18 protein-coding genes are annotated in these 13,623 nt (G+C 40.8%); 11 read left to right on the forward strand and 7 right to left on the reverse strand.

Features of this window, described 5'->3' with window-relative positions; genetic code table 11:
- Positions 1-54 precede the first annotated feature (54 nt).
- From K217_RS0106300 to frr, 4 genes are read left to right on the forward strand one after another with little or no spacing between them, the layout of a single operon-like run.
- Complete coding sequence (locus K217_RS0106300) at positions 55-528, forward strand: ribosome maturation factor RimP (RefSeq protein WP_029552273.1); 474 nt, start codon at positions 55-57, stop codon at positions 526-528.
- On the forward strand, positions 522-1,493 hold the full coding sequence (gene nusA, locus K217_RS0106305; RefSeq protein WP_029552274.1) for a transcription termination factor NusA: 972 nt from the start codon (positions 522-524) through the stop codon (positions 1,491-1,493). Before K217_RS0106300 ends, nusA begins: the two co-directional genes overlap by 7 nt.
- Position 1,494: 1 nt before the next feature.
- Positions 1,495-2,754 carry a 23S rRNA (uracil(1939)-C(5))-methyltransferase RlmD gene (gene rlmD, locus K217_RS0106310; RefSeq protein ID WP_029552275.1) on the forward strand — a complete coding sequence of 420 codons (1,260 nt, stop codon included), beginning with the start codon at positions 1,495-1,497 and terminating at the stop codon, positions 2,752-2,754.
- A 10-nt stretch (positions 2,755-2,764) separates the two neighbouring features.
- Complete coding sequence (gene frr, locus K217_RS0106315) at positions 2,765-3,307, forward strand: ribosome recycling factor (RefSeq protein ID WP_029552276.1); 543 nt, start codon at positions 2,765-2,767, stop codon at positions 3,305-3,307.
- On the opposite strand, the gene ilvN is transcribed toward frr, so the two are convergent.
- The 7 genes from ilvN to K217_RS0106350 are packed head-to-tail and all read right to left on the reverse strand — an operon-like array spanning position 3,297 to position 8,795.
- Positions 3,297-3,869, reverse strand: coding sequence for an acetolactate synthase small subunit (gene ilvN, locus K217_RS0106320; RefSeq protein ID WP_029552277.1), 573 nt, complete (start codon positions 3,867-3,869; stop codon positions 3,297-3,299). The two genes, frr and ilvN, sit on opposite strands and share 11 nt — an antisense overlap.
- Positions 3,866-4,636: a 5'/3'-nucleotidase SurE gene (gene surE, locus K217_RS0106325; RefSeq protein ID WP_029552278.1), complete on the reverse strand. Its 771-nt coding sequence runs from the start codon at positions 4,634-4,636 to the stop codon at positions 3,866-3,868. The genes ilvN and surE overlap by 4 nt, the downstream gene beginning before the upstream one ends.
- Positions 4,614-5,891, reverse strand: coding sequence for a heme-copper oxidase family protein (locus K217_RS0106330; RefSeq protein WP_029552279.1), 1,278 nt, complete (start codon positions 5,889-5,891; stop codon positions 4,614-4,616). Before K217_RS0106330 ends, surE begins: the two co-directional genes overlap by 23 nt.
- 2 nt (positions 5,892-5,893) lie before the next feature.
- Positions 5,894-6,784 carry a heme o synthase gene (cyoE, locus tag K217_RS0106335; RefSeq protein ID WP_029552280.1) on the reverse strand — a complete coding sequence of 297 codons (891 nt, stop codon included), beginning with the start codon at positions 6,782-6,784 and terminating at the stop codon, positions 5,894-5,896.
- Positions 6,775-7,632: a COX15/CtaA family protein gene (locus K217_RS0106340; protein WP_029552281.1), complete on the reverse strand. Its 858-nt coding sequence runs from the start codon at positions 7,630-7,632 to the stop codon at positions 6,775-6,777. Before K217_RS0106340 ends, cyoE begins: the two co-directional genes overlap by 10 nt.
- Before the next feature lie 10 nt (positions 7,633-7,642).
- Positions 7,643-7,990 (reverse strand): 6-pyruvoyl trahydropterin synthase family protein, encoded by a 348-nt coding sequence (locus K217_RS0106345; protein WP_029552282.1) that lies wholly within the window; start codon positions 7,988-7,990, stop codon positions 7,643-7,645.
- Positions 7,956-8,795 (reverse strand): Gfo/Idh/MocA family oxidoreductase, encoded by an 840-nt coding sequence (locus tag K217_RS0106350; protein ID WP_231477004.1) that lies wholly within the window; start codon positions 8,793-8,795, stop codon positions 7,956-7,958. Before K217_RS0106350 ends, K217_RS0106345 begins: the two co-directional genes overlap by 35 nt.
- Positions 8,796-8,848: 53 nt before the next feature.
- On the opposite strand from K217_RS0106350, the gene atpB reads away from it, so the two are divergent.
- Genes atpB through K217_RS0106385 form a run of 7 tightly spaced genes read left to right on the forward strand, consistent with a single transcriptional unit; the run spans position 8,849 to position 13,619 of the window.
- Positions 8,849-9,508: a F0F1 ATP synthase subunit A gene (gene atpB / locus K217_RS0106355; RefSeq protein WP_029552284.1), complete on the forward strand. Its 660-nt coding sequence runs from the start codon at positions 8,849-8,851 to the stop codon at positions 9,506-9,508.
- Positions 9,509-9,534: 26 nt separating this feature from the next.
- Positions 9,535-9,837, forward strand: a complete 303-nt coding sequence (atpE, locus tag K217_RS0106360) for an ATP synthase F0 subunit C (protein WP_029552285.1) — start codon at positions 9,535-9,537, stop codon at positions 9,835-9,837.
- 36 nt (positions 9,838-9,873) lie between these two features.
- On the forward strand, positions 9,874-10,020 hold the full coding sequence (gene rpmH / locus K217_RS0106365) for a 50S ribosomal protein L34 (RefSeq protein WP_029552286.1): 147 nt from the start codon (positions 9,874-9,876) through the stop codon (positions 10,018-10,020).
- On the forward strand, positions 10,017-10,223 hold the full coding sequence (gene yidD / locus K217_RS0106370) for a membrane protein insertion efficiency factor YidD (protein ID WP_029552287.1): 207 nt from the start codon (positions 10,017-10,019) through the stop codon (positions 10,221-10,223). Before rpmH ends, yidD begins: the two co-directional genes overlap by 4 nt.
- On the forward strand, positions 10,223-11,719 hold the full coding sequence (yidC, locus tag K217_RS0106375) for a membrane protein insertase YidC (protein WP_029552288.1): 1,497 nt from the start codon (positions 10,223-10,225) through the stop codon (positions 11,717-11,719). Before yidD ends, yidC begins: the two co-directional genes overlap by 1 nt.
- Complete coding sequence (rfaD, locus tag K217_RS0106380; protein ID WP_029552289.1) at positions 11,716-12,630, forward strand: ADP-glyceromanno-heptose 6-epimerase; 915 nt, start codon at positions 11,716-11,718, stop codon at positions 12,628-12,630. Before yidC ends, rfaD begins: the two co-directional genes overlap by 4 nt.
- Entirely contained in the window at positions 12,627-13,619 is a 993-nt protein-coding gene (locus K217_RS0106385; protein ID WP_052178118.1) for a sensor histidine kinase, read from the forward strand. Before rfaD ends, K217_RS0106385 begins: the two co-directional genes overlap by 4 nt.
- The last annotated feature ends 4 nt before the right edge of the window (positions 13,620-13,623 follow it).

Raw genomic sequence — 13,623 nt, forward strand, 5'->3', positions numbered from 1 at the left:
ATTTATTTTAACACACTGTTGATTTTTCCGTGTAGTTGTACGATAATAATCTTCATGCAAATAGACGATAAAGCTATAGTCAGCAAGGTAAAGGAAGTAATAGCTCCTGTGATAAAAAAGATGGGCTATAGACTCTTTGATGTGGAGTTTAAGCCTGAAAGGGGATGGGTCCTGAGGATAATAGTAGATAAGGAAGGTGGAATAACCGTAGGAGATTGCGAAGAGATAAGCAAAAGAATATCCTCCCTTTTGGACGTGGAGGATATTATCCCAGTTTCTTACATGCTTGAAGTTTCCTCTCCAGGTCTTACCAGGGAACTGACGAAAAGCGAACATTTTGATTTTTTCACAGGCAGATTGGTCAAAATCATACTAAAAGAACCCATAGAGAACAAAAGGGAAATTCTCGGCTATATCCAAGAAGCTAAGGAAAATCTAGTAATCATAAAAAGCAAGGAGGATGGAAGCATACTTCACATACCCATATCAGCCATAGCCAAGGCCCATTTGGAGATAGAAAAATGGTAAAAAGTCTAAGAAAGCTTATTGAGCAGGTAGCAAAGGAAAAAGGCATACCAGAATGGTTGGTAGAAAAGGCATTGAAAAATTCCATAGCCCTTGCTACAAAAAAGGACAGAAAAATAAAAGATCGTGTAGAGGTGGAGCTGACGGACGATGAGGTAAAGGTCTATATCCTACGCAAAGGAGAAAAGTTTCCACTAGACATAGTTCCCGAAGAGCTAGATAGAATCGCCGCTTATGCGGCAAAAGAGGAGTTTCTAAGAGAATTAGAAAAAGCTGACGAAGAAAGAAGATACTTAGAGTTTATAGAACTTGAAGGTGAGATAGTGTTAGGTATAGTGCGAAAAGTGGCAGAAAATGAGGACCTTATAGTGGACCTTGGGAAGGTTATGGCGGTATTGCCCAAACGAGAGCAAATACCCAAAGAGGTGTATAAAGTTGGAGACAGATTAAAGGCACTGCTTCTTCGGGTTGTGAGAAAAAGAGGTGGTTATGAAATAATTCTTTCAAGAACACATCCGAATTTTTTGCGCAAGCTTTTAGAAGCAGAGGTTCCAGAAATAAAGGAAGGTGAGGTGGAGATTTTGAATATAGCAAGGGAGCCTGGAGAAAGGGCTAAGGTTTTGGTGAGGTCAAAGGATACGCGTATGGATCCGGTGGCAGTAGTGGTTGGTCTAAGAGGATCCAATATAGCACCTATTAGTAAAGAGCTTTCAGGAGAAAGGATAGACGTTATAAAAGATACAGACAATATAGAAGAGCTTGTTAGAAGAAGCTTGGCACCTGCACCAGTAACCGATGTAAGAGTAGACCCAAAGCTTAAAAGGGTGGAGGTAGCAGTGCCAAAGGATAAGCTATCTTTAGCCATAGGGAAGAGGGGGATAAACGTAAAGTTGGCTAACAAAATAACGGGATGGTATATAGACATCCTATCGGAGGAGGACTTCAAGAAGATTTCCCAGCTGAAATAGAATGGGTTTAGACATATTCATTAAAAAAGTGGTATATGGTGGTTATGGTTTGGGAGAGGACAGGGGTAAAAAGTTTTTAGTAAGGTATGCAGCACCAAAGGAATTGGTTGAGGTAGAAATACTTAAGGAAAAAAAGGACTACGTGGAGGCGACGGTAAAAAACGTAAAGATTGGCTCAGTTTGGAGAAGGACTGCTCCCTGCAAATACTACTCCTATTGTGGAGGATGTCAAATACAACACTTGGATTACGAAGGACAACTGAAAGTTAAAGAAGACATACTATTGGAATCTCTGGAAAGGATAGGAAAGATAAAGGTTAAATCATTAGGTGGAGTCCTGAGGTCCAAAGAAGAGTTTGGATACAGGGTAAAGGTCCAGTTCAAGGTAAGAGATGGAAGTTTGGGTTTTTTTTCTTGGGGAAGCAACGAGCTTGTTCCAATAGATGAGTGTCTTTTGCTCCACCCTAAGATAAACCAACTAATACCTGCCCTAAGGGAGCTTGTAAAAGCGGTGAAAGAACTGCAAGAAGTTCATGTAACTTATTCGCCAGATGAAGACGAGTTTATGCTAAAGCTGATCACTGTTAGCCCCATGGAAACAGAAAAGTTAAGAAAGCTTAAAGAACATACGTTACCAAAGGAAGTAATCTGCTTGGGAAATTACACAAACTTAAGGGGAAAGCTTATAAAAAGGTCTATGGTTGGTAGGGAATTTTCCTTTTTCAAGTCTGGAGCATTTAGACTAAGGGTAAGCAACGATTCTTTTTTCCAGGTCAATTACACCCTCTATGAGGATTTTCCTAAGATGGTGGTTGATGGAGAAAGGGCAAAGAGGGTTTTAGAGCTTCACTGCGGGGTTGGATTTTTTAGCTTTTGGATGGCCCAAAACTGTGAGTATCTTTTTGGCTCTGATGCAAACCAATTCGCTGTAAAAGATGCGCTGTATAACGCAAAGTTAAATCAGGTCTTTAATGTTTCTTTTGCTCACGAAAGTGCTTTTGAGACGTTGAAAAACCATGCAGGAGAGGTAATAGACGTATTGCTTCTTGATCCGCCGAGGGAAGGTTTGTCGGAAGGCGAAGCCAAGCTCATAGTTCAGAACAAACCAAAAAGAATAATCTACGTCTCCTGTAATCCAACCACCTTAGCAAGGGATCTAAAGGTTTTAGTTTCCGGAGGTTATAAAATTGAAACTATAAAGCTTGTGGATAACTTCCCCCAAACCTATCATGTGGAAGCTATAGTTAAACTACAACTTTAGGAGGATGGACATGATGGACGAAGTATTTAAAACCGCAGAGGAGGATATGAAAAAAGCGGTGCAATACTTCAAGAACGAAATAGCTGGTTTGAGGACAGGTAGGGCAAGCACAGCCCTTGTGGAGGAGATAAAAGTGGATTATTACGGTTCAAAGATCCCTATAAAGCAGTTGGCTTCGGTAAGTGTGCCAGAGCCAAACCAGATCGTGCTTCAGGTGTGGGACAAAAATGCGGTAGAGTTGGTGGAAAAGGCCATAATGGAAAACCTAAACCTAACACCTCAAAGGCATGGAGATGTTCTGAGGATAACTCTTCCGCCCCTAACTCAGGAGAGAAGAAAGGAATTAGTTCGCATGCTTCACAAGATGGCAGAAGAGGCCAGGGTTGCGGTCAGGAACATCAGAAGGGATGCAAAGGAGCTCATAGAGGATCAGGAGGGTATATCGGAAGACGAAGTAAAAAGAGCCTTGGAAAGACTTCAAAAACTCACCGACAAATACATAGAGGAAATAAACAGATTAACGGAGAATAAAGAAAGGGAGATTATGGGTTAGTTCGCTTTCCCTCCCTTTCCAAAGCTACTTTACCCGTCCTTGCCATCTCCTTTATGCCAAAGGGTCTGACCAGTTCCACAAAGGCACTTATCTTATCTTCATCCCCGGTTATTTCCACGGTGTAAGTATCAGGAGATACATCTACGATCTTTCCTCTAAAGATTTCGGTTAATCTAAGCACTTCGTCCCTTGCCTTTGGTGTAGTGGTATAGACCTTTATAAGGGCTAACTCCCTTTCTACGTGTGGGCTATCCGTTAGGTCTCTTACTTTTATCGTGTCTATCAGTTTCCTGAGCTGTTTTACTACCTGCTCTATAACTACGTCATCTCCGATCACCTCAATAGTCATCAGAGAAAGGCCCTTTTCGTGAGTCTCTCCCACCGAAAGACCTTCTATGTTGTAACCTTTTCCCGCTATGAGCGTAGCTATCCTCGCCAAAACTCCTAGCTCGTTGCGCACAAGGACCGATATTACGTGCCTTCTTGTCTCTCCCTTCTTTACTTCCCTGAATATAGGCGCTTTTATAGCTGATATTTCATTCCTTCCAACAGTGTCACTCATCGCTCTACCCCTGAAGAGAATTTTAAACGGTTTTTTAATGTTTCTATCGCTTTGTAATTGGTCAAGTCCAGTTGTAAAGGTGTTATAGAAACATACCCATGATAAACTGCCCAATAGTCTGTGCCTTCTTCTAGATGCCAGCCAAATTCGGTAGCTGTTATCCAATAAAGGGGCTTTTTTGCAGGATCCAATAGCTTTAGCACCTTTTCTTTGTATGCCCTTTTGCCCTGCCTTGTGAGTAAAAAGCCCTTGATCTGGTCTATGGGCAGATCTGGAATATTTACATTCAGATAGGTATCTTCTGGCATGCCCTTTTCAAGCACCTCCTGAACAACAACCTTTGCTATTTTTGCAATCTCTTTAAAGTTCTTTACCTCTCCACCAAAGGCGGAGAAGGCAATGGAAGGTATGCCAAGTATCCTTCCCTCCATAGCACCAGAAACAGTGCCGGAATAGGTGATGTCTTCTCCTAAGTTTGGACCTTCGTTTATGCCAGAGCAAACCAAATCTGGCTTTTGTCCTTCCAGTATGACATAATAACCCAAGTGGATGCAGTCGGCCGGTGTGCCACCAATTACTGTCCAAAAGTCCCGCTCTATCCTTCTCATCCTCAGGGGCATGCTAAAGGTTAAAGAATGTCCCACACCGCTTAGGTTCCTGTCCGGTGCAACAGTTATGACCCTCCCGAGCGTGCTTAGCTCCTCCCTAAGGGCCTTTAAACCTTCAGAAAAGTATCCGTCGTCGTTAGTTAGCAAAAAGGTTGGCATGCCTTGCTTTTAGCCCAGCCCTTAAAGTATAAACCACAAACATCACCCCGCTTATAACCGCAAGGACAGTCCCCACCATCATAAACCCTAAAGAAAATAGCACAAAAGGGTCCTCCGTAAAGCCTGTGCCGTAAGTTTTTCTTGGTGCTCCTTTAAAACCCGCAAAGTAAAGGCCAAGCACAAAGAGTATCATTCCAAAGCCATAAAGAAACAGCTGGGGTTTTGCTATTTTTGGAAGGTCCTTTATCCATCCGTACTCCTTGAGAAGATAATAGGAAATAGCCATAAGAGTGAGGGTCAAGCTCGTAACCGCTCCGTGATAGTGGGCTGGCACCCTCAAGTCCGCCTTCAAACCTGCGTAGGCTATAACAACTCCCAAAAGGTAAAGCAATATAGAAAGCCATAAAGCTATGGAATAAGAAGACGTATTAAAAACGGGTCTTTTGAGAATGTTAAACATGTGTAAAAAGATGGGAATGCCCAAGCCTATGGCATAGGACAATTCGGTAAATATTTTTGCGTTTCTTGAAACAGGGTCCTCAAAAATCACGGGAACGAGAACTAACAAAACACCGAACGTCAAAAATGCCAGATTTGTAAATCTAAGAATACCAAGCTCGTGTTTTACACCTAAGAGCTTAGAAAGGAAATACCAAGAAAACAGCAAAACAGTGCCGTTTAGAAATTGGTGTATGTGCCCGGGTGCCCAATAAAGTCTTTCATAAAAAAGATACAATTCACTGTGGCTTCCAGTCTTAAAAGCAGATGTTATGGTGGACAAAAGCATCATAAAGGCTAAAACTATGCTCATACTAAGACTGTTAATAAGCGGATCCTTTGAAAAGATGTTTTTTATAGCTGTTTTTAGCCTTACAATGCTGGCAAACCACAGTCCAGAAAAGAAAAGAACTACCCCAGCAAAGAATACGGGATGAACTATGGTAGGAAGGTAATTGTTGGAAACCGCAACACCTTTGCCAGAGAAAGATGCTATAGCAATACCCAGAAAACCCAAAAATGCAAGGTAAAAGCTTATACTATCTTGTTTGGCTAAAAATTTGTTCCACAAAAGCATGGTAAAGGAGAGCAAAAAGATCACTATTGCAAGATCCACGTGTCCCACCAGTGCGTGGTAGAAGTATGCGGGAGGAAAAAGCTTATAAATTCCGGGTGTGCGAGCCAAGGCTACAAGAAAGGCAAAAAATCCACCTAAGCCTAAGGAAATCAAAGCCAGAAAGAAAAACCTTTTTTCCACCTTCACCTCCTCAAGTCAAGCACCATTATGGTAAAGAGTAAAGCAAGGTATATTACAGAGTAAAAGAAAAGGAAACTGCCGTTTGGTTTTTTTGAAAATACAAACTTCAAGGTCAGAAGAAGATAGAGAATGCTTAGCACAGAGGCGGATAAAAGGTAAATCTCTCCCGCCATTTGATAAAAGTAAGGAAGGATGCTCATAGGTAAAAGGGCAGAGGTGTAAAGTAAAGTTCTAAGTTTTGTGTGCTTTATACCTTTCACCACGGGTAATGTAGGGATGCCAGCCTTTTCGTAATCTTGGGCATACTTTATGGCTAAGACCCAAAAGTGCGGTGGTTGCCAGATAAACATGATCAAAAAAAGCACCAGTGGTTCAAATCCTAAGCTACCGGTTATGGCTGTATATCCTATAACAGGCGGTAGCGCTCCTGAGATCCCACCTATTTCCGTAGCTAAGGGACTTTTCCTCTTTAAGGTAAGAGTATAAACAGAGATATAAAAAAAAGAAGCAAGAGCTGTAAAAAAGGTGGCTATTGGGTTGGTAAAAAAGAACATAATTAAAAGGGAAGAAGACAACAGAATAACACCAAACCAAAAAGCACTGGATGGAGAAACGTTACCTGAGGGTATTGGTCTTGTTTTTGTGCGCTCCATAAGTATGTCCAAGTCTTTATCAAAGTATTGATTGAGAACTGCGGAACCAGCAGAGGCCAAACCTGTGCCCAAAAGGGTCCAAAATGCCAACTCCGTAGGAGGAAATCCTTTCTGAGCTATATACATCCCGGTAAGGGTGGTTATCAAAACTAAAAGGACTATGCCGGGTTTTGTAAGCAATAGATAATCCTTGATAACTCCACTTAATGTAACCATTTTTACCAAAGCCCTTACTGCCATGCCTCTCTCAAAACAGGTTGTTGGATTCTAAGGTTTAGATGATAAGTTAGCCATGCGAAGAGGAAAAAACCAGAGGCAGTATCAAGGAAAACAAGGGGTAAAAAGAACCCTGTTAATACCATGGATACCGCAAAGACAAACTGAACGTTTATGAGAATGAAGGTGTATAAAGCTAATCTGCTTTTGCTGAAGATGAAATAAAATAGAAAGGCTAACCAGGTCAGGTAGGCAAGGTTTCGGTGGATAAACTGGAGGGCTATTTGCCAGTTGGAAAGGTCGGGAATTAATGCCCCCGCACAAGTGGGCCACTCATGTCCGCAGGCTTCACCAGAACCTGTGTATCTAACAAGCACACCTGTTATCATAGTGGCAACAGCAAAAAGGTAAGCCCATACGGGAATACCCTCTTTGACTGGATCTTGAAACTGTATAAACCTATAGGTAAGAACAAGTGCTCCCAATATTATCATAGACTCATATATATGAAAAGATTCCAAGAGCATGTGGCTTACATGCTCTAAGTTGGGAGCTTCTGAAGTTATCATCTTCATACCAGTTAGGGCTGCGCTTATGGTAAAAATAAGAGCTATCGCAGAGGTTATCTTGGGAAGTCCTTTAAAGCGTCTCCATACGTATATGAAGGTTAGAAAAACAAAAAGGCCAGCCAGACTGCTTATTGTCCTGTGTCCCATCTCCAGCTTTGCGGAAGTTTCCTTTGGAAGGCTAAAGTCTCCATAACACAGGGGCCAGCTTGGACATGCAAGACCTGAATCTGTGGTCCTTACCATCCCTCCCCATATCATCACTAAGTAGGTAAATAGAATGGCGGAACCTATAACAAGTCTCATGGTTTTTAAATTATACTTCAAAGTATTCTGCACCACAGTTTTCTGTTTCCCAAACCACGACCTTTTCCACGGAAGGATATTTCTCTTTTACTTTTTGATAAAGCCATCTTGCGACGTTTTCTGCGCTTGGAGAAAAGCTAAAAACCTCGTTCAAAAGCTTATAGTCCGGTAGGATTTCCTTTAGGAAGTTATCAATCTCCACAAAGTCCTTTCCCATTCCCCCTTCGTCCAGACTATCCGCTCTAATATACACCTCCACAGTCCAGGTGTGTCCGTGCAAAGGTTCTGGTTTGCCGTAGTAATTTGTCAAAAAGTGCGCAGCGTTAAACTTCCTTTTTATTCTCAAAAGCCAAGGCATGATCTATATACTCCAAAAGTTCAATGTTTCTTAACGCCCTTTCTCTACTTTTACCATCAAGCTCACCTGATAGAAAGGCTTTTACCATAGCACCAAGTTTATCCGTTTTGCCTCTGTGTATTAGGCTCCCATCCTTCCAAACTTCTTCTTTTGCAAAGTCAAGCACAAAAGCACCATCGTCTATTATCCACCTTCTGCTTTGGTTTGGATGTTCCCAAGCAGTCTTTATGGTTAAATCAACATCATCTGCCTTTCCCCTTAGCTCCCAAACATCACCTAACCTTAGGTCTTCAATCTTTATTTCTTTAAAGAATCTCTGAAGCAAATAAAGGTCGTGCCAAGCAAGGTCCCAAAGGGGAGAAACATATCCCCTCCCTCTACCAAACCTTTCAATGCTTAAAGTTTTTACATTCTTTGGAAAATAACTCAGGCATGTGGAGAAACTTTCTACTTCAGAGATGTAAAGGTTGGGATAGTGGTATATTTCCATGAAGTCCAAGCGAGTTAGGGCAGGAGGCTTTTCAAGTAAAACAGGAATACCTTGATCCAAAAAAACTTTAGCAAGTTTTACATGATCCTTAGGATCCACCGCTATTATTACCGCTTTTATATCTTCTTCTACATCTTCAAGATGGCAGTAAAAGGGATAATTGTCCAACGCCTTGTTTGGATCCTTATCGCACAACACAGGCAATTTACCAAGCTCTTCCAACTTTAAGAGATATTTCCTTCCCATATTCCCAAGTCCAATCAACAAAATATGCATAGCGGTTTTGAAACCGTCAGCCTTTGTTACTGCAAACAATTATAACATCCTACACAGTGAGCCCGAAACTTGTGATATAATATTTATCCAACATGGATGGAATAAGTTTAAACCACGTATATCTTGGCATAGTGTCTATGCTTATTTCAATAGCCTTAATCCTTTTGGCAGGTAAGCCTTCTTTAAAGCCTACAAAGTTTCAAGCCCTCTGGGAAGGATACGTAAGGTTTGTGCGTAATATGATTTTGGAGAATATAGGGAAGGAAGGGCTAAGGTATCTTCCCCTTATCTCTTCCATAGGGCTCTTTGTGTTTTTCTCCAATCTTTTAGGTATGGTTCCAGGGCTTGAAGCTCCCACAGCCAACGTCAATACAAACTTAGCTCTTGCCCTGATTGTTTTCCTATTTTACAACATAGAAGGTTTTAGATTGCATGGGCTTGGTTATTTAAAGCACTTTATGGGTCCCAATCCCTATCTGGCACCAGTTTTCTTTCTCATAGAGGTTATATCCCACTTAGCAAGACCCATAACCCTAACCTTGAGGCTTTTTGCAAACATGAAAGGCGGTGCTATGCTTTTGGTAGTTTTGGTAGGACTTGTGGTGCAGAATTACTTCATCATGGCTCTTTCACCAATAGCTTTGTTGTTTATAATAGCAATAAAGTTTCTGGCGGTTTTCATACAAGCTTACATATTTATGATACTTTCCGTAGTTTATTTGGCTGGTGCGGTAGCGCATGAAGAACATTAAAAAACTAACAGATAGGAGGTTATAAAATGAGGAAGATGCTTCTTCTGAGCTTACTAGTTCCTATGTTGGCGTTGGCTGCGGAGGCTGGCCAAGGGGAGACGCTCAAGCAAGGGCTTATGTATTTAGGAGCTGGGCTTGCAATAGGTTTAGCAGCCTTGGGCACAGGTGTAGGCATGGGACACGCTGTTAGAGGCACTCAAGAAGGTATAGCAAGAAATCCTACCGCAGGTGGTAGGCTTCAAACAATAATGTTCATAGGTTTGGCGTTTATAGAAACCCTTGCTTTGTATGCCCTACTTGTCGCTATAATACTGCTGTTTGTAAAATAACTTTTAAGGGGGCTTTGTCCCCCGGAGGTAAAGGAGATGGCGTCCAAGAGGAACATAACCCATCTGTCCAATAGAAAAAGAAGGCGTAAAAGCGGGTTTTTGGCACGTATGTCCTCAAAAAGCGGAAGGAAGATAATAGCAAGAAGAAGGAAAAAAGGTAGGAAAGTTTTAGCGCCACGTTGAAAAAGTTAGCTATTTATCTGATAAAACTCTGGCAAAGGTTTATATCTCCTTTGTATCCACCATCCTGCAGGTATTATCCAACGTGCTCAAATTACGCTATAATGGCTATTGAAAAGTATGGGCTTTTAAAGGGAAGCTTTAAAGCGATGATACGGATCCTGAGGTGCAATTCCTTTTTCAAAGGAGGAGTGGATTATCCCTGATGCAAAAACAGGAAATCGATCCTAAGAAATTATTCCTCATAGTGGTTTTAGCGACACTTTTTATATTTGCCTATCAGGCTTATCTCATCCTCTTTGCTTCTCAAAATTCCCAACAAACCCAAGTCTCACAAGAGAAGAAAGCTTCAGAAACTCTACCTCAGCTTATGCTCGGAACTCTTAGGGAAAAGCTAAAACCGTCCAATTTTGTAAATTATAGGTCCGAGCATTTTGAGTTGGTCCTTTCCGAAGAGGGCGGAAGAATAGTAAGTTTTAAAGATCTGAAGTATAACAAAGAATTGATAACTGAGGAAGAAAAGAAGCTGAACTTTTATCCTTTGGAAGTTTTCACTGGAGACCCGCAGATAGATAGCGTGTTGAACTCCGAAAGATATCAGATAAAAATAGAGAAAAACAAGATAACTCTGAGTTTAGCCAGGGAAGACTGGAGTTTAATTAAAGTCTTGGAGGACAAGGGAACTTACTTTAAGGTCAATATAAAAACTAACAACCTTCCGGATGTTTTTGTGTCCGTGGGCACCCAAGTTAAAGAGGATGAATTTTACACCCATTCTGGTCCTGTGGTTAAGCTGGGGGATAAAGTTCTCAGACTGGATATAAAAGACATACAGGCTAAGGAGTTTATAACCGGAGATGTAAAGTTTGCAGGTATGGAAAGTAGGTATTACTTTAAGGGATTCTCTGGAAACATACCGGCGGTTGGAATATACAAATTGGAAGATAACACCACTTTTCTCTTAGTTAAAGTGTCAGGAGAACTAAACCTATACATGGGAGCTAAGGAGTATGCCAAGCTAAAACCCTTAGAACTTTCCGATGTAATAGATTATGGAACTCTAAGGCTTGTAGTAAAGCCCCTTTTTATCTTCATGTATTGGATATACCAATATCTTCACTCTTGGGTTTTCTCCATCCTTGCTCTAACTCTTTTGGTAAGGATCCTGATGTTTCCACTAACCTACAAAAGCACCGTTTCCATGATGAAACTTTCTGAGCTTGCACCAAAGATGCAACAGCTAAAAGAGAAATACAAAAACGATCCGGTTAAGTTTCAAGAGGAGATGATAAAGCTATACTCGGAAGTGGGTTTTAACCCAGCCTCTGGGTGTTTGCCCATGCTTTTGCAAATTCCTGTTTTCTTTGCCCTGTATAAGGTTTTAACCATCACCGTAGACCTGCAGTTGGAAGGGCTTTTGTGGATCCCAAGTTTGGCAGAAAAGGACCCATTTTACGTGCTACCTATACTTATGGGCTTGACCATGATAGCCCAGCAGTTCATCAGTCCTTCACCAGAAAAATCCCAAAATCTGATAATGTATATATCCGCAGTAATATTTACCTTTCTCTTTGCCAATTTCCCTTCCGGACTTGTGCTCTATTGGACCTTCAACAACATCATAAGTTTAGCCCAAAGCTATATAATCAAAAAGCTAACTACAAAACCACAAACCAAACACACTAAAGGTAAGAAAAAATGAGAATACTCATAACCGGTGGTGCGGGTTTTATAGGCTCAAACTTGGCTAAGGAGTTGGAAAAGCTTTATCCAAAAGCTAAGATCTGGGTGTTGGATGACTTCTCTTCCGGACACTTTAAAAATCTAATAGGCTTTAAAGGAGAAGTAATAACCGCAGACCTTTCGGACCAGTCCCTTTGGGAATACTTGAAAGAAAGATACAAGTTTGACGTGGTGTTTCATCAGGGTGCCATAACGGATACTACTGTAATGGACCAGGCAAGGATGCTAAGGGTTAATGCAGATAGCTTAAGGTTTATTTTGGACTGTGTATTGCACTGGCAGGCAAAGCTAATATACGCCTCTTCCGCAGGAGTTTATGGTAATAGTCCTTCTCCTATGAAAGAAGGAGAGGGAGAGGTGCCCGAAAATCCCTACGGCTTTTCAAAGCTCATGATGGACAGAATAGCTAAGAACTTTATGGCAGAAAATCCACACATCCAGGTAGTAGGGCTAAGATACTTCAACGTTTATGGGCCCGGAGAAAGTTTTAAAGGAAAATCTGCAAGTATGATCTATCAGCTATACAGACAGATGAAAGAAGGAAAGAGACCAAGGCTGTTTAAGTGGGGAGAGCAAAAAAGGGATTTCGTTTATATAAAGGATGTTGTAAAGGCAAACATACTGGCTCTGGAAAAAAATGTTTCAGGAATATTCAACATAGCCACAGGACAGGCTCGCAGTTTTAACGAAATAGTATCCATCCTCAACCAAGCCTTAGGAACCTGCTTAGAACCAGACTATTTTGATTGTCCCTATGACTTTTATCAAAACTACACCCAAGCTGACATTTCAAAGGCTAAGGAATTGCTTGGATACGAACCAGAGTTTAGTTTGGAGGACGGTATAAAGGATTATCTTAAATATCTGTGAATTTAGAAGACATAATAAACCTCCTTGAGGAAGGAATTCTAATAATCAAGGACACTAAGGTAGTCTTTGCCAACAATTTTTTGGTAGAAAATCAAATTATCAGGGAAGATTGGCAGGATAAAAATTATTATGAAGCTTTAAGAAATCTATCCCTCATATCCATAATAAGCAAGGCTTTAAGTGGCCAAAAAGCCTTTTCCGAAGAATTCCAACACATTGGGAAGTTCTACAAAGTTAAGTTCAAAAGCATAGGTAACTTATCGCTGTTTGACATATCGGACATAACCTCTTTAAGGAAATACGAGCTGTCAAAGAAAGAATTTGTGGATAACGCTTCTCACGAACTAAGGACGCCCATATCTGTAATAAGGGGTATATTGGAAACCCTCTTTGAAGAAGAAACCAACGAAAGAAAAAAAAGGCTTTTGGAGAAAGCTTTGAACAGAATAGATCAAATGCAGAACTTGGTGGAAGACCTTTTAATTCTTGCCAAGCTTGAGTCTGGTAAGGAAAAGTTAAACCTTTCTGAGTTTAAACTTAAGGACTTAGTAGATGAAGTATATGAGGATTTAAAGGAGGAGTTTATAAAAAGGGAAGTTGCTTTTGAAAATCTTGTAGACCCCTCTTTTCTTATTGTAGCAGACAGACAGATGTTTTATCTTCTTCTTAAGAACCTAATAGACAACGGCGTAAAGTATAACAAAAAAAGTGGGAAAGTTTGGGTATCTTCAAAAAAGGATGAAAAAAGATATTTAGTAGAGGTGGGGGACACGGGTATAGGCATTCCAAAAGAGCATTTGCCTTTTATCTTTGAGAGATTTTATAGGGTGGATAAAGGAAGGTCCAGAGAGTTGGGAGGAACAGGTTTGGGACTTTCAATAGTAAAACACATAGTTTTGGCTCACGGAGGTGATATAAAGGTTTACAGTGAGCTGGAAAAGGGAAGTAGGTTCGTAATATCTATACCTTCTTTTTTAACAAAAAATTAACAGT

This window comes from Thermocrinis jamiesonii (assembly GCF_000702425.1).
Taxonomy (GTDB): Bacteria; Aquificota; Aquificia; order Aquificales; family Aquificaceae; genus Thermocrinis; species Thermocrinis jamiesonii.